This window comes from Mumia zhuanghuii, assembly GCF_042681565.1.
In the GTDB taxonomy this organism is placed as follows: domain Bacteria; phylum Actinomycetota; class Actinomycetes; order Propionibacteriales; family Nocardioidaceae; genus Mumia.
Genome location: NZ_JBHUFT010000001.1, coordinates 519,330 through 544,049, shown reverse-complemented (window position 1 = coordinate 544,049; position 24,720 = coordinate 519,330). Strand labels below are relative to the sequence as shown.

General features: G+C 71.6%; 30 protein-coding genes. 10 read left to right on the top strand and 20 right to left on the bottom strand.

Annotation, left to right across the window (positions count from 1 at the left end; all coding sequences use genetic code 11):
- Positions 1 to 61: 61 nt before the first annotated feature.
- The 4 genes from ACFSDF_RS02655 to ssd are packed head-to-tail and all read right to left on the bottom strand — an operon-like array spanning position 62 to position 3,916.
- Positions 62 to 787, bottom strand: coding sequence for a type II secretion system F family protein (locus tag ACFSDF_RS02655; RefSeq protein WP_377156022.1), 726 nt, complete (start codon positions 785 to 787; stop codon positions 62 to 64).
- Positions 784 to 1,593, bottom strand: coding sequence for a type II secretion system F family protein (locus ACFSDF_RS02650; RefSeq protein WP_167001253.1), 810 nt, complete (start codon positions 1,591 to 1,593; stop codon positions 784 to 786). Before ACFSDF_RS02650 ends, ACFSDF_RS02655 begins: the two co-directional genes overlap by 4 nt.
- A complete protein-coding gene (locus ACFSDF_RS02645; RefSeq protein ID WP_167001251.1) occupies positions 1,590 to 2,816 on the bottom strand; it encodes a TadA family conjugal transfer-associated ATPase in 1,227 nt (408 codons plus the stop codon). The genes ACFSDF_RS02650 and ACFSDF_RS02645 overlap by 4 nt, the downstream gene beginning before the upstream one ends.
- Positions 2,813 to 3,916 carry a septum site-determining protein Ssd gene (gene ssd / locus ACFSDF_RS02640; protein ID WP_167249311.1) on the bottom strand — a complete coding sequence of 368 codons (1,104 nt, stop codon included), beginning with the start codon at positions 3,914 to 3,916 and terminating at the stop codon, positions 2,813 to 2,815. Before ssd ends, ACFSDF_RS02645 begins: the two co-directional genes overlap by 4 nt.
- 132 nt (positions 3,917 to 4,048) lie before the next feature.
- Between ssd and ACFSDF_RS02635 the strand changes: the two genes are divergently transcribed.
- Positions 4,049 to 4,882, top strand: coding sequence for an HAD family hydrolase (locus tag ACFSDF_RS02635; protein ID WP_243842856.1), 834 nt, complete (start codon positions 4,049 to 4,051; stop codon positions 4,880 to 4,882).
- 336 nt (positions 4,883 to 5,218) lie between these two features.
- On the opposite strand, the gene ACFSDF_RS02630 is transcribed toward ACFSDF_RS02635, so the two are convergent.
- Positions 5,219 to 5,959, bottom strand: a complete 741-nt coding sequence (locus tag ACFSDF_RS02630) for an oxidoreductase (protein WP_167001245.1) — start codon at positions 5,957 to 5,959, stop codon at positions 5,219 to 5,221.
- Positions 5,960 to 6,009: 50 nt separating this feature from the next.
- Here ACFSDF_RS02630 and ACFSDF_RS02625 point away from each other — a divergent pair, with 50 nt between their 5' ends.
- The 3 genes from ACFSDF_RS02625 to ACFSDF_RS02615 all read left to right on the top strand — a co-directional run bounded on the left by ACFSDF_RS02625 (position 6,010) and on the right by ACFSDF_RS02615 (position 7,773).
- Positions 6,010 to 6,795 (top strand): class I SAM-dependent methyltransferase, encoded by a 786-nt coding sequence (locus ACFSDF_RS02625; protein ID WP_167001243.1) that lies wholly within the window; start codon positions 6,010 to 6,012, stop codon positions 6,793 to 6,795.
- A 70-nt stretch (positions 6,796 to 6,865) separates the two neighbouring features.
- Positions 6,866 to 7,201 carry a helix-turn-helix domain-containing protein gene (locus ACFSDF_RS02620; protein ID WP_377156018.1) on the top strand — a complete coding sequence of 112 codons (336 nt, stop codon included), beginning with the start codon at positions 6,866 to 6,868 and terminating at the stop codon, positions 7,199 to 7,201.
- On the top strand, positions 7,177 to 7,773 hold the full coding sequence (locus tag ACFSDF_RS02615; RefSeq protein WP_377156016.1) for a DUF402 domain-containing protein: 597 nt from the start codon (positions 7,177 to 7,179) through the stop codon (positions 7,771 to 7,773). The genes ACFSDF_RS02620 and ACFSDF_RS02615 overlap by 25 nt, the downstream gene beginning before the upstream one ends.
- Before the next feature lie 27 nt (positions 7,774 to 7,800).
- On the opposite strand, the gene ACFSDF_RS02610 is transcribed toward ACFSDF_RS02615, so the two are convergent.
- Positions 7,801 to 8,175, bottom strand: a complete 375-nt coding sequence (locus ACFSDF_RS02610; protein WP_167001239.1) for a VOC family protein — start codon at positions 8,173 to 8,175, stop codon at positions 7,801 to 7,803.
- Between the two features lie 73 nt (positions 8,176 to 8,248).
- Between ACFSDF_RS02610 and ACFSDF_RS02605 the strand changes: the two genes are divergently transcribed.
- Positions 8,249 to 9,706 (top strand): GuaB1 family IMP dehydrogenase-related protein, encoded by a 1,458-nt coding sequence (locus ACFSDF_RS02605; protein WP_167001237.1) that lies wholly within the window; start codon positions 8,249 to 8,251, stop codon positions 9,704 to 9,706.
- A 144-nt stretch (positions 9,707 to 9,850) separates the two neighbouring features.
- Here ACFSDF_RS02605 and ACFSDF_RS02600 read toward each other — a convergent pair whose 3' ends face one another.
- The 3 genes from ACFSDF_RS02600 to ACFSDF_RS02590 form a co-directional block, all read right to left on the bottom strand.
- Positions 9,851 to 10,465 (bottom strand): CbiQ family ECF transporter T component, encoded by a 615-nt coding sequence (locus ACFSDF_RS02600; RefSeq protein WP_167001235.1) that lies wholly within the window; start codon positions 10,463 to 10,465, stop codon positions 9,851 to 9,853.
- Positions 10,462 to 11,109: an energy-coupling factor ABC transporter ATP-binding protein gene (locus ACFSDF_RS02595; protein ID WP_377156013.1), complete on the bottom strand. Its 648-nt coding sequence runs from the start codon at positions 11,107 to 11,109 to the stop codon at positions 10,462 to 10,464. The genes ACFSDF_RS02600 and ACFSDF_RS02595 overlap by 4 nt, the downstream gene beginning before the upstream one ends.
- A gap of 62 nt (positions 11,110 to 11,171) precedes the next feature.
- Complete coding sequence (locus ACFSDF_RS02590; protein WP_377156011.1) at positions 11,172 to 11,789, bottom strand: biotin transporter BioY; 618 nt, start codon at positions 11,787 to 11,789, stop codon at positions 11,172 to 11,174.
- 59 nt (positions 11,790 to 11,848) lie between these two features.
- On the opposite strand from ACFSDF_RS02590, the gene ACFSDF_RS02585 reads away from it, so the two are divergent.
- On the top strand, positions 11,849 to 12,409 hold the full coding sequence (locus tag ACFSDF_RS02585; RefSeq protein ID WP_167001230.1) for a TetR/AcrR family transcriptional regulator C-terminal domain-containing protein: 561 nt from the start codon (positions 11,849 to 11,851) through the stop codon (positions 12,407 to 12,409).
- A 76-nt stretch (positions 12,410 to 12,485) separates the two neighbouring features.
- On the opposite strand, the gene ACFSDF_RS02580 is transcribed toward ACFSDF_RS02585, so the two are convergent.
- Entirely contained in the window at positions 12,486 to 12,842 is a 357-nt protein-coding gene (locus tag ACFSDF_RS02580) for a hypothetical protein (RefSeq protein WP_167001229.1), read from the bottom strand.
- A gap of 304 nt (positions 12,843 to 13,146) precedes the next feature.
- Between ACFSDF_RS02580 and acs the strand changes: the two genes are divergently transcribed.
- Both acs and ACFSDF_RS02570 read left to right on the top strand, forming a co-directional pair.
- Positions 13,147 to 15,159: an acetate--CoA ligase gene (gene acs, locus ACFSDF_RS02575; protein WP_377156008.1), complete on the top strand. Its 2,013-nt coding sequence runs from the start codon at positions 13,147 to 13,149 to the stop codon at positions 15,157 to 15,159.
- Between the two features lie 145 nt (positions 15,160 to 15,304).
- Positions 15,305 to 15,811 (top strand): phage holin family protein, encoded by a 507-nt coding sequence (locus ACFSDF_RS02570; RefSeq protein ID WP_167001227.1) that lies wholly within the window; start codon positions 15,305 to 15,307, stop codon positions 15,809 to 15,811.
- On the opposite strand, the gene ACFSDF_RS02565 is transcribed toward ACFSDF_RS02570, so the two are convergent.
- The 6 genes from ACFSDF_RS02565 to nth all read right to left on the bottom strand — a co-directional run bounded on the left by ACFSDF_RS02565 (position 15,801) and on the right by nth (position 20,518).
- Positions 15,801 to 16,622: a hypothetical protein gene (locus ACFSDF_RS02565; RefSeq protein WP_167249326.1), complete on the bottom strand. Its 822-nt coding sequence runs from the start codon at positions 16,620 to 16,622 to the stop codon at positions 15,801 to 15,803. The two genes, ACFSDF_RS02570 and ACFSDF_RS02565, sit on opposite strands and share 11 nt — an antisense overlap.
- Positions 16,623 to 16,670: 48 nt before the next feature.
- A complete protein-coding gene (locus tag ACFSDF_RS02560) occupies positions 16,671 to 17,120 on the bottom strand; it encodes a hypothetical protein (RefSeq protein WP_167001223.1) in 450 nt (149 codons plus the stop codon).
- A gap of 98 nt (positions 17,121 to 17,218) precedes the next feature.
- Positions 17,219 to 18,391, bottom strand: coding sequence for a MarP family serine protease (locus tag ACFSDF_RS02555; protein WP_167249328.1), 1,173 nt, complete (start codon positions 18,389 to 18,391; stop codon positions 17,219 to 17,221).
- On the bottom strand, positions 18,388 to 19,125 hold the full coding sequence (locus ACFSDF_RS02550; RefSeq protein ID WP_377156005.1) for an NUDIX hydrolase: 738 nt from the start codon (positions 19,123 to 19,125) through the stop codon (positions 18,388 to 18,390). The genes ACFSDF_RS02555 and ACFSDF_RS02550 overlap by 4 nt, the downstream gene beginning before the upstream one ends.
- The gene (locus ACFSDF_RS02545; protein ID WP_167001219.1) at positions 19,122 to 19,766 is read right to left on the bottom strand and encodes a TlpA family protein disulfide reductase; all 645 of its coding nucleotides are present in this window, start codon (positions 19,764 to 19,766) and stop codon (positions 19,122 to 19,124) included. The genes ACFSDF_RS02550 and ACFSDF_RS02545 overlap by 4 nt, the downstream gene beginning before the upstream one ends.
- Complete coding sequence (gene nth / locus ACFSDF_RS02540) at positions 19,763 to 20,518, bottom strand: endonuclease III (RefSeq protein WP_243845037.1); 756 nt, start codon at positions 20,516 to 20,518, stop codon at positions 19,763 to 19,765. The genes ACFSDF_RS02545 and nth overlap by 4 nt, the downstream gene beginning before the upstream one ends.
- Positions 20,519 to 20,646: 128 nt before the next feature.
- Here nth and ACFSDF_RS02535 point away from each other — a divergent pair, with 128 nt between their 5' ends.
- Both ACFSDF_RS02535 and ACFSDF_RS02530 read left to right on the top strand, forming a co-directional pair.
- Positions 20,647 to 21,324, top strand: coding sequence for a Crp/Fnr family transcriptional regulator (locus ACFSDF_RS02535; RefSeq protein ID WP_167001217.1), 678 nt, complete (start codon positions 20,647 to 20,649; stop codon positions 21,322 to 21,324).
- A 118-nt stretch (positions 21,325 to 21,442) separates the two neighbouring features.
- Positions 21,443 to 22,363: a hypothetical protein gene (locus ACFSDF_RS02530; RefSeq protein ID WP_167001215.1), complete on the top strand. Its 921-nt coding sequence runs from the start codon at positions 21,443 to 21,445 to the stop codon at positions 22,361 to 22,363.
- Positions 22,364 to 22,454: 91 nt separating this feature from the next.
- On the opposite strand, the gene ACFSDF_RS02525 is transcribed toward ACFSDF_RS02530, so the two are convergent.
- The 4 genes from ACFSDF_RS02525 to ACFSDF_RS02510 are packed head-to-tail and all read right to left on the bottom strand — an operon-like array spanning position 22,455 to position 24,703.
- Entirely contained in the window at positions 22,455 to 23,246 is a 792-nt protein-coding gene (locus ACFSDF_RS02525) for an MBL fold metallo-hydrolase (RefSeq protein WP_377156002.1), read from the bottom strand.
- Between the two features lie 13 nt (positions 23,247 to 23,259).
- Positions 23,260 to 24,078, bottom strand: a complete 819-nt coding sequence (locus ACFSDF_RS02520; RefSeq protein WP_167249332.1) for an NUDIX hydrolase — start codon at positions 24,076 to 24,078, stop codon at positions 23,260 to 23,262.
- Entirely contained in the window at positions 24,075 to 24,542 is a 468-nt protein-coding gene (locus ACFSDF_RS02515) for a RidA family protein (protein ID WP_167001209.1), read from the bottom strand. Before ACFSDF_RS02515 ends, ACFSDF_RS02520 begins: the two co-directional genes overlap by 4 nt.
- Positions 24,542 to 24,703: a DUF4177 domain-containing protein gene (locus tag ACFSDF_RS02510; RefSeq protein ID WP_167001207.1), complete on the bottom strand. Its 162-nt coding sequence runs from the start codon at positions 24,701 to 24,703 to the stop codon at positions 24,542 to 24,544. Before ACFSDF_RS02510 ends, ACFSDF_RS02515 begins: the two co-directional genes overlap by 1 nt.
- Between the last annotated feature and the right edge of the window lie 17 nt (positions 24,704 to 24,720).

The window sequence follows — 24,720 nt, the reverse complement described above, 5'->3', positions numbered from 1 at the left end:
CCTGACGCGGAGCGAGCCTCGGCTGGGGAAGGCGCCCGGTTGTGGAGGCGCGCGTGCAGCGTCAGAGGTCGAGCGACGCGAAGGTCGCCACCACCGTGGGGACCACACCGAGCAGCAGGAAGGCTGGCAGGAAGCAGGCGCCGAGCGGTGCCGCCGTACGAACCCCCACGGCGCGCGCACGCTCCAGAGCGGCGGCACGTTGGACGGCACGCAGGTCGTCCGCGGCGCGCTCGAGCACCCGTCTCACGGCGGTGCCGCTGCGCGCCGCACGGGCGAACGCGCGAGCCAAGGGGGCGAGCACGGGATCGTCGTGCAGCTCGCGCCACACGGTGGTCGGATCGGCGCCGAGGCTCAGCCGCGCGACGACGCCGTGCAGACGCGCGCCCAGCGGGCCGTCAACCGCGTCGGCGACAACGGCCAGGACCTGCATGGTCGGCCGCCCCGCGACCACCGCCGCCACGACCAGGTCGAGCGCGAGCGGCAGGTCCCTCATCTCTCGCTCACGCTGGCGCCGGTGCGCGGCAGGCTCGAGCCTGCTCACCCACCAGGTGACGCCCGCCCCGGCGAGGAGGCCCAGGACCATGCCCGACACTCCGCCCACCACCTGAGAGACCGCAACGACGGCGAGCGCGCCCGCGAACCAGTGCGAGGTGAGCCAGCCCGGTCGTGGACGGCCGGGGGTCGGAGCGGCCTGCTGAGCGCGAAGGTCACGCAACCGCGCCCGGCCGGAGTCATCCGCAGCGAGCGCGACCGCCAGGCACGCGAGAAGGGCGGCGAGCAGGCTCACCTCGCGGCCGACTCCGTGAGGCGCTCGACCCACAGCACCCCTGCGACCGCGAGTGCCGCCCCGCCCGCCAGGCACCACGAGCCGAGGCCCCCACCCAGCAAGAAGCCGAGCGGGTCTCCGCCGAGCGCCACACCGAGGGCGAGGGCGAGGACGGGCAGCACCGCGAGCAGCCGTGCCGTCGCGCGAGGAGATCCGAGGGCCGCGTCCACCTCACGCAAGAGGTCGTCACGTTCGCGGAGCATCTCGGCAACGCGATCGAGGATCGCCGCCTGGCTCGCACCGCTGCGCGCGCTCACGGACCAGGCGGCGGCGACGTCGCGGAGGCCTTCTGCACCAGGCGCTGTGGAGGCCGCCCGCAGCGCTGTGACGACGTCGCCGCCCAACCGCGCGTGGGAGGCGACGGTGGCGAGCACGACGAAGTCCCTGGCGACCCGGTCGATCGCGAGCGAGGCCGGCGACCCGGAGGCGAGCTCGGACGCGAGCGCCTCACACGCGCCCGCGATCTCGGCGTGGAGCCGGCGACCGTCTGCGCGGCGTCGTCCGCGTGCACGCAACCGCGCCACGACTGCGACGACACCGGACACGACCGCGATGGCCACGAAGGAGACTCCCCACCAGGCGAGGACGACGACCGCGAGTGCACCGACGAGCCAGACCCACGACGCGCGAGGCCGCGACCGCACTGCGCCCGCCGCCTCGAAGGCCCGAGGCACGATCCGGCCGGAGCCTGACGGCCCGGCTCCGAGCCATGTCCCGAACGCCGCCAGCAGCATCGCGGCGACCGCCCACGAACCGCCAGCGCTCACGGCGCCGCCTCGCCCTCACCCGTACGACCGAGCACCTCGTCGAGCCGCTCTGCCCCGGGGCCGCGAGCTTTCCTGCCGTCGGCCGCGATCGCCCACGCGGTCTCGCACACCACCGTGCCGTCGCCGGCGCCTTGCAAGGTCGCGACCTCGGCGACGCGCCGGCGTCCGGCCGCGTCCCGGGCGACGTGGACCACGAGATCGAGCGCGGCACCGAGCTGGCTGTGCACCGCGGCCCGCGGCATCCCCGCCGCCATGGCCAGCGCCTCGACCCTCGCGGGGACGTCACGTGGAGTGTTGGCGTGAAGGGTGCCGCATCCACCCTCGTGTCCTGTGTTGAGCGCACCGAGGAGGTCGACCACCTCGGCCCCGCGCACCTCGCCGACGACCAGCCGGTCGGGACGCATCCGCAGCGCCTGGCGGACGAGATCGCGCAGCACCACCGCACCCGCGCCCTCGACGTTGGCCGGCCGTGCCTCGAGCGCGACCACGTGCGGGTGGTCGGGACGCAGCTCGCTGGCGTCCTCGACGACCACGAGGCGCTCGGCCGCAGGCACGGCACCGAGCATCGCCGCGAGCAGGGTCGTCTTGCCCGTACCCGTGCCGCCTGTGACGAGGAAGGCCGCCCGCGCCCGGACGATCGCCGCGAGCACCCCGCGGACGTCCGCCGTGAACGCACCCCGCGCGGCGAGCTCGTCGAGCGAGTACGCCCGACGAGCAGGCACTCGCAGCGACAGCGCCGTGCCGGGCCGGGCGAGTGGCGACAGCACCGCGTGGAGCCTGGTCCCGTCAGGAAGACGTACGTCGACGAAGGGCGAGGCGTCGTCGAGCCGGCGGCCGGCCGCCGCCGCGAGGCGCTGAGCCAAGCGGCGGACAGCGTCGTCGTCCGTGAAGCGCACGTCGGTGCGCTCCAGCCCGGACCCCCGGTCGACGTAGACGTCGTCGGGCCCGTTGACGAGGACGTCGGTCACGCCCTCGGCCCGAAGCAGACGCTCCAACGGACCGGCGCCGACGGTCTCACGATGGAGGGCATCGACGACGGCGAGGACCGTACGGTCGCCGTGGACGTGGCCGCCCGCGCGCAGGGCCGCCGCCACACGATCGGCGGTGGGACGCTCTCCCGCGGCGGCGATCTTGTCGCGGATCTCCTCGATCAACCCCTCATCGGGCGTCTGAGCGGCGCTCGGCGAGGCAAGAGCATCGAGGGTGCGGGAGACGCGCCTCATCGCCCGAGCTCCGGGCCCAAGACGTCGAGCACCTCACGCGCCGCCCGCCGGACCGACGTACGCCTGGCGAGCGGCCCGAGGCCCTCCTCGACCGCGAGTCGGAAGCGTGGGTCGTCGTCGACCGTCGCCACCAGCGGCATGCCGAGGGTGTCCGCGACCAGTTCAGGTGGGAGGCCTCGACGTCGTCGGCGCACCACGAGCCCGACGTTGCTCGCCCACCCGGCTAGCCCCTCGGCGACGCCGGACGCCGCACCGACCGCACGCACATCGTCAGGCACGACGAGGACGACGGAGGTTGCTCGCGCGAGGATCTCCTCGCCCGGTGTGTCGAGGTGGCGCGGCAGATCGGCGACGACGAGGTCATGGACACGCCTGCCCGCCGCCAGGACGGCCCGCACCGTCTCCGGCGCTGCAGGCTCGATCGCCCCGCGATCCCACGCGAGGACCGCCAAGTCGTCGACCCGCGGCAGCGACCTGCTCAGTGCCGCCCCGCTCAGCCTCCCGTGCGTGCCTGTCAGGTCGCTCCACCGCAGCCCGGGCGTCGCCTCGACCCCGAGCAGCACGTCGAGCCCACCGCCCCACGGGTCGGCGTCGACCAGAAGCACGCTCGCGCCACCGTGACGGTCCGTGACCGACCGGTCCCGCGTTGCCGTCATCGCGACCGCTGCCGCGAGCGACGACGCCCCTGCGCCCCCGCAGCCACCGACGACGGCGAGCACCGGCGCGTCCTGGCCGGCACCCTCGACGCCGTCGGCGAGAGCGTCGCAGAGCGTGCTGTCGTCACGTGGGAGGGCGAGAACTCGATCGGCACCGACGGCGAGCGCCACGCCCCACACCTGCGGGTCGGGTGACTCGTCGGCGATCACGACGACGTCAGCTCGTCGCTCCAGCGCGGCCGAGGCCACCTCGTCGAGGGCGTCGTCGCCGATCACGACGAGGCCCGCCCGCGGCCAGAGCTGGCGCGCGGCACCCACGTCGGCGCACACGTTCGGCTCGACGCCTGCGGCCGCGCACAGGCGGAGAACGGACTCGAGCCGCTGCTCAGAGGCGGTGACGAGCAGCGGTCGTACAGGTCCGGCGCTTCCGGTGTAGGCAACCATGACGTGAGCATGTGTCCTCACGAAGCCGGCGGCCTCGAGGAGGCGCTGTGGTGTGGAGGACGCCAGGCTGTGGACCGGCCACGCCCGAATTTCCGGCGACCCCGACCGCCCTCGCTGTCTATGCTTGAACGCGTGACCACGTCCGACGCGACGCCCGTCCCTTCCGCGAGCACCCGCTCCGCGGCGTTCTTCGACCTCGACAAGACGATCATCGCCCGCTCCAGCACGCTGGCGTTCTCCAAGCACTTCTACGACTCCGGCCTCATCAGCCGCCGGTCAGTGCTCCGCAGCGCGTACGCGCAGTTCATGTTCGCCCTGCAGGGTGCCGACGAGGCGCAGATGGAGAAGATGCGCGCCTACCTCACCGCGCTCGTGGAGGGGTGGGACGTCGAGACCGTGCGGCAGGTCGTCGCCGAGACGCTCCACAGTGTCGTCGACCCCCTCGTCTACGTCGAGGCCGTCGACCTGATCGCTGCGCACCGCTCCGCAGGGCGCGACGTGGTCATCGTCTCCGCCTCAGGGTCTGAGGTCGTCGACCCGATCGGCGCGATGCTCGGTGCCGACCACGTGATCGCGACGCGGCTCGTCGAGGAGGACGGCCGCTACACCGGCGAGATCGAGAGGTACGCGTACGGCGAGAACAAGGCCATCGCGATCAGGGAACTCGCCGACGAGCAGGGGTACGACCTCACCGAGTCCTACGCCTACTCCGACTCCGAGACCGACGTGCCGATGCTCGTCGAGGTCGGGCACCCGTACGTCGTCAACCCGGACAAGGCGTTGCGTCGCCTGGCTGCCGAGGAGGACTGGCCGGTGCTCGAGTTCGCCGAGCCGATCGCCCTGAAGAGCCGAGTCTCGCTCGAGTCCACCGGCAGCAAGGTCGCTGTCGCCGGGCTGGCCGCCGCCGCCGTGTCCGCGGCGGCCGGAGTCGCTCTTCACCAGCTCAAACGCCGCCGCTCTGTGTGAGCCTCGCATCTCGCCATCTGCGGCCAAGGGGTAGCCGTAACCGTCCCGAGCGGGTACAAAGGAGACAAGTAAGGCGGCAGATCGAAGACCCGGTACCCACGCGACGACCCTTCCCGTCTTAAAGGGATACCTGCCACGGGAGAACCCATCGAGGCCCCGGACTGGTACTACGGAGTTCAGGACGCCTGGTAGCCGAGAAGACGGTCAGCCAAGGGCGCGCCATCTCGAGCAGGTGGCGCGTCTGCCTGTTCAGACGGCTTCGCCGCCCTCCCACGGGAGCGCGCACGAGGGCTGGGGCGCGCACGGGGTTGGGGTGTGCGCACAGGGGTTGGGGTGTCAGGAGCGGCGGCGGGGGCCCTTCGGTGGCTCGACAGGCGCCGCCTCCGCGCCGTCCGCGTACGCCTGTGCCGCGTACAGCAGCCACTTGTGCACGCCTGCCGTCCCCTCCGACTCGTACTCGCCCAGCAGCTTCGTGTAGCCCGCCCCCGCAGCCCGGTGACCGGCCTCCGGCACCGTCAGGCTCGCCGGATCGACACCCTTGGCGACGATCACCAGCCGCTCGGCCGCCCGTGCGACGATCCCGTTGTCGGACACGAACGCCCCTGCGGTCGCGATCTCGGCGTGCACGACCGAAGCGACCAGCAGGCCCGGCGCCTCTGTCGGGGCGACCACGGCCTGCGCGAGCGTGCCGAGCCGCCTCGCACCCTCCGGCGACACCGGCCGTCCCAGCTCGTCGTCGCTGACTCGGCCCCGCGCCACCAGCGCGTGGATGCGGGCGATCGCCTGAAGCGGCGCCTTGTGCCACGTCGGGACCAGCGACAGCAGCTCGGTGCTCATCCGCGCGACGGCGAGGGCAAGCGGATCGGCCTCGCCGCGACGCAGGCCGTCCGGATCGTACGGGGCACCGTCGATCGCGGCGCTCGCGGCCGCGCCCAGCAGCAGCGAGTCGGCCGTCATCTCGGGCGTGCTGCGGCGCAGACCGCGGTCACGCAGCAGCGAGTCGAGACCGTCACGGGTGGCAGCGAACGCCGACGGGACACCGTCCAGCGCCGTCAGGGCGGAAAAGGGGTCAGGCACGCCCTGCAGGATACGGGGCGGGCCGCGGAGCCGTTGGTAGCCTCGGGCCTGTGGACAGGTCCCCGGAGCGTGCGCGAGCCTTCGACGCGTGCGCCGGAGACTACGCGCACTCCCGACCGTCCTACCCCGAGCGCGCCGTGCGGTGGCTCATCGGTGACGCGCCCGTCCGCGTTCTCGAGCTCGGCGCCGGATCCGGCCAGATGACCACCGCCCTGACGGCGCTCGGGCACGACGTCGTCGCCCTCGACCGCTCCGCCGAGATGCTCGGCAGGCTCGCCAGGCGCCTCGAGGTCCCCGTCGTACGCGCGGTCGCCGAGCGCCTTCCGTTTCCCGCCGGGTCCTTCGACGTCGTCGTGGCCGCGCAGTCGTACCACTGGTTCGACGCCGAGCGCACCCTCCCCGAGGTCGCCCGCGTCCTGCGGACCGGTGGACGTGCCGCGCTCGTCTGGAACACCCGCGACGAGTCCGTCCCGTGGGTCCGCCGCCTCACGGCGATCATCGACGCCGAGCCCGACGACCTCGCGGCGATCACCGACTCGCTGCCGCTCTCGGGGTTGTTCGATCTGCCCGACTCTGCCGACTTCGGCTTCTGGCAGCAGCTCGACCTCGACGCCCTCCTCGCCCTGGTCTCGTCGCGCTCGTCGATCGCCGCACGGGCCCACCGCGAGCGAGAACGTGTCCTCGACCAGGTCCGTGCCCTGTACGAGAGCCACGCCAGCGGGCACAACGGTCTGCGGATGCGGTACGCGACGCGCTGCTACCGCGCGATCGTCCACAAGGACGCCCTCAATCCCTCGTCCGTGCCGCGCGGCGAGCTGCGCATCGGGCTGGGTTGAGCGTCTGCTGAGAGCGAACGAAGCGCGTCTGCGATGGCGCGAACTTGGGTACGCCGCCTAGCGTGAAAGGGTGACCACCTTGCTCGCACCCGTCCCGTCCGCACCGGAGCCCGCCCCGCTGCTGCGTGAGGCGCTGGGCGACGCGCTCCGCGGGGAGCGCCGTGCGCGCGGCAGGACCTTGCGCGACGTTGCGAAGTCCTCCCGAGTCTCGCTGGCCTACCTCTCCGAGATCGAGCGCGGCCAGAAGGAAGCCTCTTCGGAGATCATCGCCTCGGTCTGCACGGCCCTCGGCATCACGATGCTCGACCTCGTCGCCACGGTCGCCCGCGCCTACGCCGTGCACCAGGGAGTCGCGCCGGTGCGCGAGGCCGGCACTCCGCAGTGCCCAGTCGCGATGGCGGCCTGATCGGCACCCCTGGGTCGGCACCGCCGCCCGAGCCCGCACCCGGGACCCTCGTCCGTCAGGTCACGACGAAGTACGGCGGCCACCCGCACTGGGAGTTCGACACGATCGCGCACGCCCGCGACGAGGTCGGTACGTGGCTGTACATGCCGGCAGGGTCGCGCATGGTCCGCCCGGCCCGCGACGTACGGACGGTCGTCGACAGCATCACGCTCGTCCCGCACACCGACCCGTACGTCGCGACGTTCCACGCCGTCGAAAACGATCCGACCAGACGACTGCGGTGGCGTCTCTACGTCGACATGACGACCCCGGCGAGGTGGGAGGCGCCCGATCTCGTGACGATGCTCGACCTCGACCTCGATGTGGTCCTGACGATCGACGGACAGGTCGAGACGCTCGACGCCGACGAGCTCACCGAGCACCGCCTCACGTACGGCTATCCCGACGACCTCGTCACCCTCGCCGAACGCTCCGCCCACGACGTCGCCGACGCGGTCGTACGGCGCCACGAGCCGTTCGGGGAGCTCGGCTGGACACGTCTGCGCGAGGCGCAGGGCGCGTTCTCGCGCTGAGCCGCCCGCCGGCTCAGCGCGCCCGCCTCAGCTCGTCGACCAGGCCCCGAGCTCGTTGCCGCTCGGGTCGAGGAAGTGGAAGCGGCGACCGCCGGGGAACGCGTACGGCCCCTCGATGACCTTGCCGCCCGCCGCCGTGACGGACGCGGCGCACGCCTCGAGGTCGTCGGCGTACAGCAGGACGAGGGTCGACCCGCGGGTCACCTCGTCGGCCAGCCGCAGGCCACCCGCCTCCTCGCCCCCGGACTCGGCGGGCGTACGGAAGCCGGCGTACTCGTCGCCGTACGGGACGATCTCCCACCCGAATGCGTCGCGGTAGAACGCGGACGCGGCCGGCAGGTCGGTGACGGCGATCTCGACGTAGTCGACGGACAGCGGGATGGAGTGCTCGTGACCAGGCATGGATCCACCGTCGCACGAAGGTCAGACAGTCTCGACGGGTCCGCGCAACGCCGCCGGTCAGTACCCTGAAAGGGTGCGTTTTCTCAACGACCAGCAGCCGTCCCAGGATCTGACCTACAGCGACGTGTTCATGGTGCCGTCGCGCTCCGACGTCATCTCCCGCTTCGACGTCGATCTCACCACCCCCGACGGCGTCGGCACGACGATCCCGGTCGTCGCGGCCAACATGACGGCGGTCTCTGGACGCCGGATGGCCGAGACCCTGGCGCGTCGAGGCGGGCTTGCCGTCATCCCGCAGGACATCCCGCTCGACGTTGTCGCTCGCTCCGTGGCGCAGGTCAAAGCGGCACACCCGATCTATGACACCCCGGTCTCCGTCACGCCCGACACCACCGTCGGCGAGGCGCTCAGCCTCCTGCACAAGCGCGCCCACGGCGCCGTGCTCGTGGTCGAGGGCGACAAGCCTCTCGGTGTCGTCACCGAGCACGACGGCGCCGAGGTCGACCGGTTCGCGCAGGTCCACGAGGTGATGAGCTCCGACGTGCTCGCGCTCGACGCCGCCGACGACCCCCGTACGGTCTTCGACGCGCTCAGCGAGCACCACCTGTCGTACGCGCCCGTCCTGCACGACGGCGCCCTCGTCGGCGTCGCGACGAAGAAGGGCGCCCTGCGCTCGACGCTCTACACGCCGGCCCTCGACGCCGAAGGCCGCCTCGAGATCGGTGCCGCGATCGGCATCAACGGCGACGTGCGCGGCAAGGCCGAGGCGCTGCTCGCGATGGGCGTCGACGTCCTCGTCGTCGACACCGCGCACGGTCACCAGGACAAGATGCTCCAGGCGCTGCCGCTGGTCGTCGCGGCGCGCGACGCGTACGAGGTCGAGACCGGCCGCCGCGTCCCGGTCGTCGCCGGCAACGTCGTATCGGCCGACGGCACCCGCGACCTCATCGCCGCCGGAGCCGACATCGCCAAGGTCGGCGTCGGTCCGGGCGCGATGTGCACCACCCGCATGATGACCGGTGTCGGACGGCCGCAGTTCTCGGCCGTGCTCGAGTGCGCCACCGCAGCCGCCGACCTCGGCAAGCACGTGTGGGCCGACGGCGGCGTCCGATATCCCCGCGACGTCGCGCTGGCGCTCGCGGCCGGCGGAGCGAGCGTGATGATCGGCTCCTGGCTGGCCGGCACGTACGAGAGCCCGGGCGACCTGCGCATCGGCACGGACGGCCGCCCCTACAAGGAGTCGTTCGGCATGGCCTCGGCCCGCGCGGTCTCCAACCGCACCCGCGACGCGGCCGGCTTCGAGCGCGCCCGGATGGCGCTGTTCGAGGAGGGCATCAGCACCTCCCGCATGTATCTCAACCCCGAGCGCCCCGGCGTGGAGGACCTGATCGACCAGATCATCGCGGGCGTCCGCTCGTCGGCGACGTACGCCGGTGCGCGGAGCATCCCCGAGTTCGCCGAGCGTGCGGTCGTGGGACTGCAGAGCACCGCCGGGTACGAGGAAGGGCGCCCGCTGCACGCCAGCTGGTGACGGCCGCTCGGCGCGGCGATCGCCCGCGCCGTACCCTGTCGGTTCCTTCGGGTACCCCAGCGAACGGCGACTGACCCCACCGCACCCACTCGGGTCGGCGCAGCTTGGCAGGGGTACCCGAGCGAACGTGGCCCCCGGCGGACGTCAGTCGTCGCCGACGCCGCGAGCGGCGAGCGCGTCGCCCGTCTCCTGGGCGCGCGCGACGACCCGGATGACGAACGGCGAGAGATACGCCCGTGGGCGCCGCTCGAGCCCTCGGGCGCGAGCGGCGTCGCGCGTCTCCGCGGCGATCGCGAACGTGCCCGGGATCGCCTGCATCGCGAGGGAGATCGTCAGCGCGACGCGGTCGGGATCCACACCGAACCAACGCAGCGGCGTGATCCACCGGACAAAGGCGTCGAGCATCGCGTTGACCGGTGTCGTGGCGGTGAGGACGACCGCCATCAGCGACAGTGACACGAGGTCGAGCAGCGTCTCGATCGCGCGGTCGCGGCCGTGGAACCACCACTGGAAGGCCCCGATCACGACCGCCACGAGCAGCACCGCCCGTGCCGCGCGCGCGAGCAGCCTCAACGGCACCCGAGCGACGGCTGCGACCGCGAGCGCGACGGCGAGGTACGCCCACGACGCAGGCATGCTGCGTACCGCCACGACCGCGACGCTGAACACCGCGAGCGCCGCGACCTTCACGCCCACCGGCAACCGGTGGACCACCGAGTCGCCCGGCTGATAGACACCGATCAGGTACGGGGTGCTCACGGTGCGACCGCCTGCTCGACAGACGCCACGTAGTCCGCGACGGCCTCGTCGGCATCCCCGTCGAAGCGCACCCGCCCGTGGTCGACGACGAGGACGCGGTCGCAGTGCCGTACGAGATCGAGGTCGTGGGTCACCAGCACGACCTGCTGGTCGAGCCCGTGGAGCAGGTCGCCGATCCGCCGGGTGTTGGCGAGGTCGAGGAGGGTCGTCGGCTCGTCGGCGACCACGACGACAGGCTCCGTCGCAAGGACACCCGCGATCGCCAGCAGCTGACGCTGTCCACCCGACAGGGCATGGACGCTCGTGTCGGCGAGGTCGCGCAGCCCGTACCGCGTGAGCACGTCGAGCGCCCGCTCGCGCCGCTCACCGGCGCGCTTGACGTGGCGGCGCAGCGAGAGCTCGATGTCCTCGACGCACGTCGGCATCACCACCTGCGCCGCGGGGTCGGTGAACACGAACCCCACCCGGCGGCGTACGCGCGACGGCTGCGCGGCGACGTCCACCCCGTCGACGAGGACCCGGCCCGTCGACGCGGTGACGAGCCCGTTGACCATCCGGGCGAGCGTGGACTTCCCTGAGCCGTTGGCGCCGATCACGCCGATGCGGCGCTCGGTCAGCTCCAGCGACGTCGGCGCGAGGATCACCTTGTCACCCTTCGGGGTGGGGACCGTGACCCCCGCGCCGTCAAACGTCAGTGTCGGCACGATCAGGGGTGCAGCAGGCGTGGGAAGGCGCGGTGCACCTCGGCCGCGATGATCGCGACAAGCGTCGTCTTGAGGAGGTCTCCGATCCAGAACGGCGCGTCCCAGGTCATCGCCGTCCACAGCGAGACGTCCTGGTGGAGCATCATGCCGACGACCCCGAACGGGTGGATCACGAGGATGCTCGCCGAGATCGAGCACAGGAAGACCCAGACCGCGCGCGTCTTGCGCTGCGGGCCGGCGACGTACTTCACGAGGAACCCGCCGAGCAGCGCGGCGAACGGGAAGCTGATCAGGTAGCCGGCGCTGACGCTCGTGAACGTGCCCAGCCCCGACGAGTGCTCGGCGAACACCGGGAGACCGATCGCACCGAGCACGAGGTAGAGCGTGACCGCGGTGAACCCGCGCCACGGCCCGAGGAGGCAGCCCGTGAGCATCACGGCGAAGGTTTGCAGCGTGATCGGCACGCCGGAGGCGCCGACCGGGATCGCGGGCAGGTACGCGCATGCCGAGATGAGCGCCGCGAACGCCGCGATGAGCGCGAGGTCGGTGGTCGAGAACGAGCGTTTGGTGGCGACGACGTCGTCGGCCGTGGACGGCGTGGCCTGGGAATCGAGGGTCATGAGGTCTCCTGAACAGTGTTCACCTGAACGGTGTTCAGGCTAACCGATAGACTGCTCCCATGGCCAACACCCTCCAGGACGTCGTGCAGGGTGCGCTGCGGGTGCTCGACACCCACGGCCTGGAGTTCTTGTCGATGAGGAGGGTCGCCGCCGAGCTCGAGGTGCAGCCGAGCGCGCTCTACCACCACGTCCCCAACAAGCAGACGCTCCTCGCCCTGATGGCCGACGAGATCCTCGCGCGCGGGCGCCGCCCGGACGCGACGGGCCCGTGGGACGCACAGGTGACCGCCCTCTGCCACGAGACGCGCGACGCGATGCTGGCGGTACGCGACGGTGCCGAGGTGGTCGCGACGGCATCCGCGTTCGGCCTCGGCGCAGGAGAGCCCGAGCAACGCCTCGTACAGATGCTTGACGTCTTCGAGAGGGACGTCGCCGTGACGGGCGCTCGGACGATCATGCTCTTCGTCCTCGGGCACGCCTCCGCGCGTCAGATGCACGAGCAGGCGAGCGCGACAGGGGCGATCACGTACGACCCGTCGATCGGGTCTCCGGAGTCCTTCGATCTCGGACTCGGCCTCCTGCTGTCGGGGCTGCGTGCGGCGCTCCCGGTCAGGGCCTGAGGGTTTCGACAGGCTCAACCAGCGGCGGCGGGGTTTCGACAGGCTCAACCAGCGGCGGCGGGGTTCAACCGGCGGGTCAGCGCATCATGTCGCTGAACGCCGAGGACGCCGGCGCCGGCGCCGCCTGAGGCCCGACCACAATCTGGCTCGCGAGCCGGAAGACCTCGATCAGGAGCCGGTCAAGCGTGTCGACGAGCGCAGCCTCGTTGGGGGTGCTGCTGCGGAAGAGCTGAGTGTCGACGCTGCGGTGGGCCTCGACCCAGCCGATGGACGACCACGACTCGGCGACGGTCGTCGCGACGTCACCGCGGTAGTCGCTCGTGAGCCGCAGACGCGACCCGCTGCGATGACTGAAAATGACGACGCGGCGCATCGACGATGGGCCCTTCGTGGTGGCCTCATGGATGATCTGCCAACCGGGATACGCGGTCACGTTGCTCTCTTCTGTCTTGCTTGCGGTCGTCGAACGATGCAGTCCTGTGCCGCCCCCGTGCGCGTCATCCTAGCCCCTGTGCCGGTGTCGCCACACCCACATCCCGCCAAGTGATCTCTCTCACATCCAATTGCCCGATTTGCCGTGGTTTCGGGCTTGACAACGCCACCGCCTCGCCGCGCCGCCATGACCCCCGTCACATCGCCGCCCGTACGTCGCGCGCCCCAGCCGCCCGTCGCGCGGACGGCGCCGCTGGGCGATCCGAGGCCTCCCGCCACCCCCGAGCAGTGTGACCGGAGGCACAATGGGCGGCGGAACGTGCCGTCGAGAGACCAGAGGAACCGTCGTGGGAGAGTCACTGTCCAACCTGCTGCACGAGGACCGTCGTTTCGAGCCGTCCACCTCGCTGGCCGAGCACGCGAACGCGACGGTGGAGACGTACGCGGAGGCCGCCGAAGATCGCCTCGCCTTCTGGGCCAAGGCCGCGCGCCGCCTCGACTGGGACACGCCGTTCACCGAGGTCCTCGACTGGTCGAACCCGCCCTTCGCGAAGTGGTTCGCCGACGGCACGCTCAACGCCTCGTACAACTGCGTCGACCGTCACGTCGAGGCCGGCCGCGGTGACAAGGTCGCGTTCCACTGGGTCGGCGAGCCCGCCGACGACACGCGCACGATCACGTACGCCCAGCTCAAGGACGAGGTCTCGAAGGCTGCCAACGCGATCGAGGAGCTCGGCGTGGAGACCGGCGACCGCGTCGCCATCTACATGCCGATGATCCCCGAGGCCGTGATCGCGATGCTCGCGTGCGCGCGCATCGGCGCCGTGCACACGGTCGTGTTCGGCGGCTTCTCCGCAGACGCGCTCGCGAGCCGCATCGTGGACTGCGGCGCCAAGCTGGTCATCACCGCCGACGGCGGATACCGCCGCGGTGCGCCGAGCGCGCTCAAGCCCGCTGTCGACGAGGCGGTCGCCAAGGTCGAGGCCGAGCAGTCCGGCCTCGTCGAGAACGTCCTCGTCGTCCGCCGTACGGGGCAGGACGTCGCCTGGAACGGCGACCTCGACATCTGGTGGCACGAGCTCGTCGACGAGTCGTCGACCGACCACACGCCCCAGCCGTTCCCCGCCGAGCACCCGCTGTACGTCATGTACACGTCCGGCACCACCGGCAAGCCCAAGGGCATCCTGCACACCACCGGCGGCTACCTCACGCAGGCCGCGTGGACGCACTGGGCGGTCTTCGACCTGAAGGCCGAGACCGACGTCTACTGGTGCACCGCCGACATCGGCTGGGTCACCGGCCACTCCTACATCGTCTACGGCCCGCTGGCCAACGGTGCGACGCAGGTCCTGTACGAGGGCACGCCCGACAGCCCGCACAAGGGCCGCTGGTGGGAGATCGTCCAGCAGTACGGCGTGACGATCTTCTACACCGCGCCGACCGCGATCCGTACGTTCATGAAGTGGGGCGCCGAGATCCCCGCGGAGTTCGACCTGTCGTCGATCCGTGTGCTCGGGTCGGTCGGCGAGCCGATCAACCCCGAGGCGTACGTCTGGTACCGCGAGACGATCGGCGCGGGCAAGACCCCGGTCGTCGACACGTGGTGGCAGACCGAGACCGGCGCGATCATGATCTCGCCGCTGCCGGGCGTGACCGCGGCCAAACCGGGCTCTGCGATGACCGCCATCCCCGGCATCAGCGCCGACGTCGTCAACGACGACGCGGAGCCGGTCCCGAACGGGTCGGGCGGCTACCTCGTCCTCACCGAGCCGTGGCCCTCGATGCTGCGCACGCTGTGGGGTGACGACCAGCGCTTCATCGACACGTACTGGTCGCGCTTCGAGGGCCTCTACTTCGCCGGTGACGGTGCGAAGAAGGACGAGGACGGCGACATCTGGTTGCTCGGACGCGTCGACGACGTGATGAACGTGTCGGGCCACCGAATGTCGACGACCGAGATCGAGTCGGCACTCGTGTCGCACCCGAAGGTCGCCGAGTCGGCGGTCGTCGGCGCCAACGACGCGACGACCGGGCAGGCCGTCGTCGCGTTCGTGATCCTGCGCGAGTCCGCCGGCGACGGCGGCGCGGAGATCGTCGCCGACCTGCGCGCGCACGTCGCGAAGGAGATCGGCGCGATCGCCAAGCCGAAGTCGATCATGGTCGTCGCCGAGCTGCCCAAGACCCGCTCCGGCAAGATCATGCGCCGCCTGCTGCGCGACGTCGCCGAGAACCGTCAGGTCGGCGACGTCACCACGCTGGCCGACTCCGGTGTCATGGACCAGATCAAGACCGGCATGGCCAGGTCGTCCGAGGACTGACACCACCTCCGCTGACGTCGTACGGATCGAGGGTCAGAGCCCTCGATCCGTATGACGTCCGGGGTCGGGGACCCGCGGGGCGCCCACGCAACGCTGCCCGCATCCCCTAGGCTCGTTCTGACCGCACCTGCGACGAGGAGTCGTGATGTCCCACCCCGCAGCACCCGGACCTCAAGGAGACGGCGAGCCGACGATCGGGCGACTCGTCTCCGACATCAGTCGTGACCTCTCGACGCTCGTTCGCGGCGAGATCGCCCTGGCGAAGTCCGAGCTACGGGTCAGCGTCAAGTCTGGCGCGGTCGGGTCCGGCCTGCTCGTCGCGGTGGCGGTGCTGCTGCTCTTCGTGGTGACGATGCTGTCGATGGCCGGCGGCTTCTTCTTCGCGTGGCTCTTCAACCGCGACGTCCCCCTGGCCTTCACGTGGGGCTTCCTCGCGATGACGGGGGTCTGGATCCTGATCATCGTCGTCTTCGCGCTCGTCGGAATCCGCTTCCTCAAAAAGGTGAAGGCCCCGGAGAAGACGATCGCGACGGTCCAGGAGATCCCGAACGCGCTCAAGGGCAAGACCGACCCGCGGACGACGATCGATCTTCCCGAGGCCGCGGTGTCACCGGCAACCGCCGACACCGACGGCAAGCGCCTCACGTCCTGACGCGGACCACGACGCCGGCGACGACCGACACCACACCGAGCGCCCCGAGGACGAGCATCCAGAGCCCGTACGAGGCCACGACGGCATCGTGCAGCTGCTCCATCAACGCGCGACCGAACCCTGCGCTCTGCGCCACCTGATCGACGACGAGCCCGCCGCCGCTCACCGCCGCGATCTGCTCCACGACCGCGAGCACGACGAGGCCCGCTCCCATCACGATCAGCGCCGTGCCGCGACGGCGTGCCGTCACGATCGCGGCGACGCCCAGCACGAGGGCGACCGCGAGCGCCGCCCACGACCACGCGGTGATGTCCCGCACGCGATCGAGCGCCGTCCGCTGCTCGGGCGTGCCGACGGCGACGACGAGGTCACCGGGGGCGCGCAGGTTCGTCCCGAGACGTTGGTTGGCTGCGTCCGCCACGAGGGTGACGAGCGGCGTGAGGTCGACGCCGAGCCGCCCGTCGAGCTCGGCGGGCGGGATGTCAGTGACGTTGATCCGGTGGGACTGCCGGTTGACCTCGCTCCATGCAGCGTCGAACCCACTGAGCTCAGTCATGCCCTCGGCCGCACGACGGACCGCCGGCTCGGCCAGCTGTCGCCTCACCCCGTCCACTCCTGCACCGCGCAGGACGCCTTCGGAGACGGTGGAGGCGAGCTCGCTGCGGAACGCGGGGTCCTCCGCCAGCGAGTCGGCCAGGGCGACGTATCCGGACTCATCGACGATGTTGCGCTCGACCCACAGACCGGGCACGGCGACCGCGGCGGTGACGAGGGCCAGCACACCGAGCAGGGACGAGACGAACGCACGCATGGGCCGCAGCCTAGGCGGTCGCAGGACCCCGTGGGGCGCCTCGCTCGGCTACGGGCTGCTGACCCGGTCGACCACCCACGCCGCGTCCTTGGTCTCCCGGCTCATCGTCACGCGGTACTCGCCGGCGGTCGTCGGCACCGCGACCACCACACGCGAGGCCGAACCCGCCATCACGTGCGACTCGCCGTCGACCTTCGCCGGCTTGAGGACGGACGGGTCGACGAACGAGAGCACCGAGACCGCGACCGGCGAGAGCTGCGGTCGAAGCTCGGCCACCCACTGCGCGAGCGGCAGGTCCGGGCGCGCCCACAGGAGCACCACGCGTTCGGCGGACTCCTTGGCGAGCGCGTCGGCCTCGTCGGAGCCGAGAGTGCCCGTCTCCGCCGCAGCAGCAGGAGTCTTGGCCCCTCCTGCGTCGTCCGGCGAGTCGTCTGCCCCGCACGCCGGGAGCGTCAGGATCGTCACGATTGCGGCTGCGGCCAGCAGGCGGCTTCTCACAAGACTCCTTTGGTTCGGTCGACGCCGCACATTCTTCCTGGTCTGGTGTCCACGACGAAATGCGGTGTGACCCTAAGCCGTGCGACCGATCCCACCGCTCAGGCGCACTCGCCGGTATCGACCGGACGGAGCGCACGTGCACCGGCACGAGCCGCGTCTCCGACCTGCCCTGCGGTCAGCGCATATCCGGTCGACGAGTCGGAGATCGACGCGGCGAACACGACGCCGATCACGCGTCCCTGCTCCGAGATCACCGGGCCACCGGAGTTGCCCGAACGCACCAGCGCACGCAGGGCGTACACCTCGCGCACGACCTGGGTCGTCCCGTAGATGTCAGGGCTTCGCAGGCGCTGCTCGGACCGGATGCGCGCCGCCCGCGCATCGAACGGCCCGTTCTCGGGGAAGCCCAGGACAGCCGCCGACTGGCCCTGAGCGGCATCGGGGTCGAACGCGAGCGAGCGCGCCTCGAGGCCCGGCACCCGCAGCACGGCGACGTCGAGCGACGGGTCGTAGTAGACGACGGTCGCGTCGTACGACTCCCCACGGATCGTCACCATCGGCTGTGCGACGCCTGCGACCACGTGCGCGTTGGTCATGACGCGCTCCGACGCGTACACGAAGCCGGAGCCTTCGAGACCGCGGTCGCATTTCGCCTGACCGGTGATGCGCGCGACGCTGCGCCGCGCGGACTTGACCTCGGGCCGCTGGAGGACAGCGGGATCGGGCGCCGCAGCGGGCTTGATCGTCTCGGGAGTGAACGGTTCGAGGTAGCGCGGGAACAGCGTCGCGTCGACGACCGTGTCGAACGAGTGCAGCGCACCGCGCACGCCCTGCGGCACCACGGAGTCGACCGCGGCGAGGACCTTGGAGCCGCGTACGGCGGTCGAGGCTCCGGGGATCTGCGAGCCCGACACGGCGTAGCCCAGCGCCCAGCACACGACCAACGAGGCCACGGCACTCAGCACGACCCCGGCGACGGCGTCGATCGAGCGCGCCGGCGGGTGCGTCACGCGCTCGCGCAGCCGACCGCCGATGTGAGAGCCGGTCGCCTGGCCCGCTGAGGCGAGCACGAGCACGATGACGACCGCGAGGAGCGACCGTTGGATCCCGTGATCGAGGTTGCTGAGCAGCAGCGGAGCGGCGACCAGCCCGACCACGCCGCCCGCGAGGAGTCCCGCCATCGCGAACGCACCCGCGACGAAGCCGCGCAGGTATCCGAGGACGGCGTACGCGACGACGACGAGGACGACGACGACGTCGATGAGGTTCATCCGCGGCGCTCGCGCCCGACGGACCGCGACACGTCGGTCTCGATCTCCTCGACCATGGGGTCGCGGGCCGACTGCGGGTAGGGCACCACCCGATCGCGGTTCCACGGGCGGTCCCAGCCGACCGTGCTGAACAGCCGGGCGACGATGCCGGCGGTGAATCCCCACAGGGTGAGCCCACGATCGACCGTGAATCCCGGCCCCAGCCACCCCGAGGGGTGCGACACCATGAACCGGTTAGCGGGATCGGTCAGCTCGGACACCGGGCTGCGGAAGACGCTCGCGACCTCGACCGGGTCGACGGCGTGCACCGGGCTCGGCCGACGCCACCAGCCGAGCACGGGGGTCACCGCGAAGTTGCTGGGGGGCAACCACAGCTTCGGCAGAGTCGCGAAGACGTCGACGCCGTCAGGCTCCAGCCCGACCTCCTCCTCAGCCTCGCGCAGCGCCGTGCCGATCGGCCCGTCGTCCTCCGGATCGGTGGCGCCGCCGGGGAACGCGATCTGCCCCGCGTGCGAGCGCATCGAGTGGGCACGCTCGGTCAGCAGCACGTCGGGTCCGGCGTCGCCTTCGCCGAACAGGACGAGCACGGCGGCCGGGCGCGCATTGTCGGGGGCGTCTGCCATCGACGGCGAGAGGAACCGCGGGCTGTCGATACGGCGGCCTGCCTCTGCGAGCGGGCGCAGCCACGACGGCAGCGCCTCGTCGTCGACCAGGCCGGCGTCGCGCGCACTCACAGCGCCACCCCGAGGTGCTCGTCGACCAGCGAGCGGAGCTGGTCGTACGAGGTGATGGGCGCGCGGTGGGTCGCCGTCACGGTGCCGTCGGCGGCGACGAAGACCGTCTGGGGAAGTCCGACCACACCGAGTGCCTTGCCAACCGTCTGCTCAGGGTCGGCAAGGAGCGGGAACGTGACACCCGCGTCCTTCGCGAGCCGCAGGGCTGCCTCAGGGTCGGGGTCCTTGTAGTCGATGCCGAGCACAGCCACCTGCCCGCCGGCCTCGTCGTGCAGCTGGGCGAGGTGGGGGAGCTCGTCACGGCAAGGGCCGCACCAGCTCGCCCAGAGGTTGACCACGGTCGGCTTCGCGGGGAGGCCCGGGAGACTGACCGGCGCACCTCCGCCCAGGCAGTCGAGGTAGAGGCCGGGCAGGCCTCCCTCGACGGCGCCGCGGCGGTTGGTGAGCGGGCAGTCCTCGATGCCTGCCGCGGCCTTAAGGTCACGCAGCTCGGCGGTGTCGACGGCGGAGCTGCCCGAGGCGGGCTCGGACGCGGCACCGTCGCTGGGGCGCAGCTCGTCGCCTCCGCACCCGGCGACCAGCAGCACCGTCGCGAGCGCGACGGCACCGCCGCGTACGGCGCGGGTGAGCCGGGAGGTCATGCGCGACCCTCCGTACGGAGGAGCTTGGCGGCGACGTCGGGGTCCGTGGGGCCTTCGCCAAAGGACGGGCACCAGCGCGCGATCGCGCAGGCACCGCACGCGGGCTTGGTCGCGTGGCAGCAGCGGCGACCGTGCCAGATCAGCCGCTGGCTCGCCATGGTCCAGTCGCGCTTGGGGATGAGCTTGTCGAGGGCCATCTCCGTACGGACCGGGTCTTTGACCGTCTCGGCGTCGACGTATCCGAGCCTGCGGCTCAGGCGCTGCACGTGCGTGTCGACGGCGAAGCCGGGGATGCCGAAGCCGTTGCCGAGGACGACGTTCGCCGTCTTGCGGCCGACCCCGGGGAGCGTCGTGAGGTCGTCCATGCGCGGCGGCACCTCGCCGTCGTACCGGTCGACGAGCGCGGTCGCGAGCGCGATGATGCGCTCGGACTTGGCGCGGAAGAAGCCCGTCGGCTTGATGATCTCCTCGACGTGGGCCCGGTCGGCCTCCGCGAGCGCGCGGGCGTCGGGATAACGTCCGAAGAGCAGCGGCCGCACCGCATTGACCCGGCGGTCGGTCGTCTGCGCCGACAGGACCGTGACGACGAGCAGCTGGAACGGGTCGTCGAAGTCGAGCTCGATGTCGGCGTCGGGATAGGTCTCGGCGAGGACGCGGTCGTTCTTGCGGGCGCGCCGCACCAGCGCCGTCGGCGGCGCCGGCACCTCGGGAAGCTTCGACTTCGCGGGGCGAGCGGATGTGGTCTTGGGCACGAGCCCAGGGTACGGGTCAGGGGCGACATGCATCCCCAGGACGACGCGCGGGGCCGCCGGTGGCGCCGAGTTGCCCAGATGAGGGAGACTGAGGGGGCGTGACACAACATTTCGGTCAAGGAGAACCCGTGGACAACGACGTACTTCGACAGGCACCGCTCTTCTCCGGTCTGGACGATGAGGCCGCTGAGTCGCTCGGTTCGCAGATGTCGGCTACGCGTCTGCGCCGTGGAGAGGTGCTCTTTCACGAGGGCGACGAGGGCGACCGGCTGTACATCGTCACCGACGGCAAGATCAAGCTCGGACGCAGCTCGGCCGACGGCCGCGAGAACCTCCTCGCGATCCTGGGCCCGGGCCAGATGTTCGGTGAGCTGAGCCTGTTCGACCCGGGCCCGCGCTCGGCGACCGCGACGGCAGTGACCGACTCCGAGCTCAACAGCCTCGGGCACGACGAGCTCACGAAGTGGCTCAACGACCACCCCAACGTCTCCCGCGCGCTGCTTCACCAGCTGGCCTCGCGGCTGCGTCGTACGAACGACGTCGTGGCGGACCTCGTGTTCTCCGACGTCCCGGGCCGTGTCGCGAAGGCGCTCATCGACCTCTCGCAGCGCTTCGGGCGCAAGGCCGACGACGGCATCCACGTCCACCACGACCTCACGCAGGAGGAGCTGGCGCAGCTCGTCGGCGCCTCGCGCGAGACCGTCAACAAGGCGCTCGCCGACTTCGCGATGCGCGGCTGGCTCCGTCTGGAGCCGCGCTCGGTCGTCATCATCGAGCCCGACCGCCTGGCCAAGCGCGCCCGCTAACGCCCCGGGTCACTTTCTGCGCCTCCCGGGTCACCGTCTGCGGCCCCGGGGTCACCGTCTGCCCGGAGCCTGTGGATTTCGCTGACGCCGATGAGCCAGGTCCCTGTTCGATGAGGCGATGCCCACGCTCATCCACGACGGCCGGCCGTTCCGGAGCCGCGACCACGTCGAAGCCGGCTTCCCCGGCGAGAAGGACCTCCGCCGCGCCATCGCCGCGAAAAGGCTGAGGTCGGTCTTCAAGTCCGTCTACGTGGACGGACGGGTACCCGACACCCGGATGCTCCGCGTCGAGGCGACGGCGCTCGTCACTCCGGCGCACGTGATCGTCTGCGACTGCTTCGCCTCCTGGCTGTACGGGGTGGACACCTTCCGACCCAGCGAGCGGCACCTTCTGACGCCGACCCTGCTCACTCCGCACGGTGTGGGACGGGTGCGCGCGGACGGCGTACGGGCTCGACAAGCCGTACACCTGCCGGAGTCGGACATCACGGAGATCGCGGGCATCCGTGTGACCACTCCCCTACGTACGGCGTCGGACCTGCTCCGTGGACAGTGGCGCCCGTACGCGCTGGCCGCGGCCGACGGCATGGCTCGTGCCGAGCTGGTCGAGCTCGGCGAGCTCGTCGAGTACGTCGACGAGCTCCGCGGCCTTCGCGGCGCACCCCAGGCGCGGGAGCTCGCCCAGCTCGTGGATCCCGGAGCGGAGTCCGCCGGCGAGTCTTGGCAACGGCTGCGCATCACCGACGCCGGGTTCCCCCGTCCCCGTACGCGTCTCCACGTCGTGGACGAGTGGGGGCGCGATCGCTACTTCGACATGGGCTACCGCGAGCTGCTGATCGCCTCCGAGTACGACGGCCGCGAGTTCCACACGACCGACGCGGCGAAGGCACACGACGTCGGCCGCAGAGGCTACTTCGAGAAGCGGTACGGGTGGCGCTTCGTGATCGGGACGCGCGAACGCATCTTCGGCGAGGACACTGCCTTCGAGCGCGAACTCGGCGCGCTGCTCGGGATCACGCCGCAGCCGCGACGATGGTGACCCGGGGCGCGCAGGAACCGACCCGGGACGCGCAGGAACCGACCCGGGACGCGCAGGAACCGACCCGGGACGCGCAGGAACCGACCCGGGGCTAGGCGTCGCGGAGGTAGGCCAGCTGTGCCTGTACAGAAAGCGTCGCCGCGGGCCACAGGGCCTGGTCCACATCGGCGTAGACCATCCGCACGACGTCGTCCGCGGTGACCGCGCCGGCGTCGACGGCAGCGCGGACCTGCGCGAGCCGCTCCTGGCGGTGCGCCGCGTACGCATCGAGAACCGCGACCGCGTCGGACAGCGCGGGCCCGTGCCCCGGGTAGAGCCGGACCGGCCCCCCGACGGACGCCGCAGCAGAGCGCAGGGCGCCGAGCGAGTCGAGGTACGGGCCGAGCGCGCCGTCCGGGTAGGCGACGACCGTCGACCCTCGCCCCAGCACCGTGTCACCCGACAGCAGCGCGGCGTCCTCGCGCAGCAGGAACGACGCCGAGTCCGTGGTGTGACCTGGCGTCGCGAAGACCTCGAGACGGACGCCGTCGATCTCGATGACCTCGCCGTCGCTCAGCGGGTCGGCCTCCACGCACAGCGCCGGGTCGAAGGCCCGTACGGGCGCCGCGGCCAGCTCGGCAAAGCGGGCCGCGCCGCCCGCGTGGTCGTGGTGGCGGTGGGTCAGCAGCACGACCCCGACCGGCGCCGCCGCCTCCAGGACGCGGCGCAGGTGCGGCTCGTCGAGCTCGCCTGGATCGACGACGATCGACTGCGCGTCGGGGCCGGCGCCCGGCGCCCGCAGGACCCACGTGTTGGTGCCGTCCAGCGTCATGTGGCCGGGGTTGTCCTCGCGCAGGCAGGTCGCCCACGCGCTCACGGTCCCGCCGTCCCACCGTTCGGTCATGTCCAGCACTCCGTCATGGCTGCTCCGACTCCAGGTAGAGGGTTCCGTCGATCTCGACCAGCCGCGGCTCGATCGGCACGATGGTCCGAGCGCCCGCCGACGCGAGCACGGCGTCCGCGGACGGCATCGCCGCGATCTCGTTGCACGTGATCGCCGTCGGCGGGAGCATCGCCATCTCGCCGGAGTCCACCGAGGCGAGCGCCGCGCGCAGCGGCATCCACGAGGCGTGGTCGGCCTCGCCGGTCAGCGTGCCGACGCGCTGCCCGTGCGGCATCACGGCGACGAAGAAGCGCGTGTCGTAGCGCTTCGGCTCGAACACCGGCGTGATCCAGTGCGTCCACGCTGCCAGCAGGTCCGTACGGAGCACGAGCTCGCGGCGCGCAAGGAAGTCGGAGAACGCCAGCGTGTGCGACTCCAGCGCCTGCCGGTCGGCTTCCCAGTCGGCACCGCTGGTGTCGGAGACGACCGTGTCGGAGTCCGGACCTGCGAGCAGGACCCCGGCCTCCTCGAACGTCTCGCGTACGGCGGCGCACACGAGCGCACGGGCCACGGCCGTGTCGCACCCGAAGCGGTCGGCCCACTGCTGCGGAGTCGGACCGGCCCACGTGACGTCGACGTCGGAGTCCCGCGGGTCCACGCCGCCACCCGGGAAGACGTACATGCCCGGCGCGAAGGCCATCGAGCGCTGCCGCCGCATCAGGTATGCCTCGACACTGTCCACGCCGTCACGCAGCAGCACGACCGTCGCCGCATCCTTCGGCGGCACGGCGTCGGTGCGCGCGGTGGCGGCGTGCTCGGCCAGCGAGGGCGGGACGGGGACCCGCCGGATCATGCGGTCAGCTCGACGACGAGCTCGACCTCCACCGGCGCATCGAGCGGCAGGACGGTCACTCCGACCGCGCTACGGGCGTGGGCACCGGTCTCACCGAAGACGGCACCCAACAGCTCGCTGGCGCCGTTGGCGACCGAGGGCTGCCCGGTGAAGTCTGGGGTGCTCGCGACGAACACGACGGCCTTCACGACCCGGGCGACACGCGAGAGGTCGCCGCCGGCCTGCGACGCGACCGCTGCGAGGGCGTTGAGGGCGCACAGCCGCGCGCACTCGTACGCCTCCTCCGCCGTCACGTCCGCACCGACCTTGCCGACCTTGACCAACGCCCCGTCGCGCACCGGGAGCTGGCCGGAGGTGTAGACGTACGACCCCGTCCGCACCGCGGGCACGTACGCGGCCACCGGCGGGACGACGGCGGGGAGCGTCAGGCCGAGCTCGGCGAGGTTCTCCTCGGGCGTCGGCATCAGGACCCCTGGACCGGGCGCTTGAAGTAGGCCACGAGGTTCTCCGGGTTCATCCCAGGCACGATCTGGACGAGCTCCCAGCCGTCGCGACCGAAGTTGTCGAGGATCGCCTTGGTCGAGTGCACGAGGACGGGCGCTGTCAGGTACTCCCACTGCGTCATGGACCGACTGTATCCCT

Coding starts and splice junctions, on each gene's coding strand:
- ACFSDF_RS02520 (WP_167249332.1), bottom strand. CDS start 24,078: ATGATCCGGCGGGTCCCCGTCCCGCCCTCGCTGGCCGAGCACGCCGCC.
- ACFSDF_RS02545 (WP_167001219.1), bottom strand. CDS start 19,766: ATGACCTCCCGGCTCACCCGCGCCGTACGCGGCGGTGCCGTCGCGCTC.
- ACFSDF_RS02645 (WP_167001251.1), bottom strand. CDS start 2,816: ATGAGGCGCGTCTCCCGCACCCTCGATGCTCTTGCCTCGCCGAGCGCC.
- ACFSDF_RS02590 (WP_377156011.1), bottom strand. CDS start 11,789: ATGACCCTCGATTCCCAGGCCACGCCGTCCACGGCCGACGACGTCGTC.
- ACFSDF_RS02510 (WP_167001207.1), bottom strand. CDS start 24,703: ATGACGCAGTGGGAGTACCTGACAGCGCCCGTCCTCGTGCACTCGACC.
- ACFSDF_RS02530 (WP_167001215.1), top strand. CDS start 21,443: ATGCCCACGCTCATCCACGACGGCCGGCCGTTCCGGAGCCGCGACCAC.
- acs (WP_377156008.1), top strand. CDS start 13,147: ATGGGCGGCGGAACGTGCCGTCGAGAGACCAGAGGAACCGTCGTGGGA.
- ACFSDF_RS02555 (WP_167249328.1), bottom strand. CDS start 18,391: ATGAACCTCATCGACGTCGTCGTCGTCCTCGTCGTCGTCGCGTACGCC.
- ACFSDF_RS02525 (WP_377156002.1), bottom strand. CDS start 23,246: ATGACCGAACGGTGGGACGGCGGGACCGTGAGCGCGTGGGCGACCTGC.
- ACFSDF_RS02565 (WP_167249326.1), bottom strand. CDS start 16,622: ATGCGTGCGTTCGTCTCGTCCCTGCTCGGTGTGCTGGCCCTCGTCACC.
- ACFSDF_RS02610 (WP_167001239.1), bottom strand. CDS start 8,175: ATGCCTGGTCACGAGCACTCCATCCCGCTGTCCGTCGACTACGTCGAG.
- ACFSDF_RS02515 (WP_167001209.1), bottom strand. CDS start 24,542: ATGCCGACGCCCGAGGAGAACCTCGCCGAGCTCGGCCTGACGCTCCCC.
- ACFSDF_RS02585 (WP_167001230.1), top strand. CDS start 11,849: ATGGCCAACACCCTCCAGGACGTCGTGCAGGGTGCGCTGCGGGTGCTC.
- ACFSDF_RS02570 (WP_167001227.1), top strand. CDS start 15,305: ATGTCCCACCCCGCAGCACCCGGACCTCAAGGAGACGGCGAGCCGACG.
- ssd (WP_167249311.1), bottom strand. CDS start 3,916: ATGGTTGCCTACACCGGAAGCGCCGGACCTGTACGACCGCTGCTCGTC.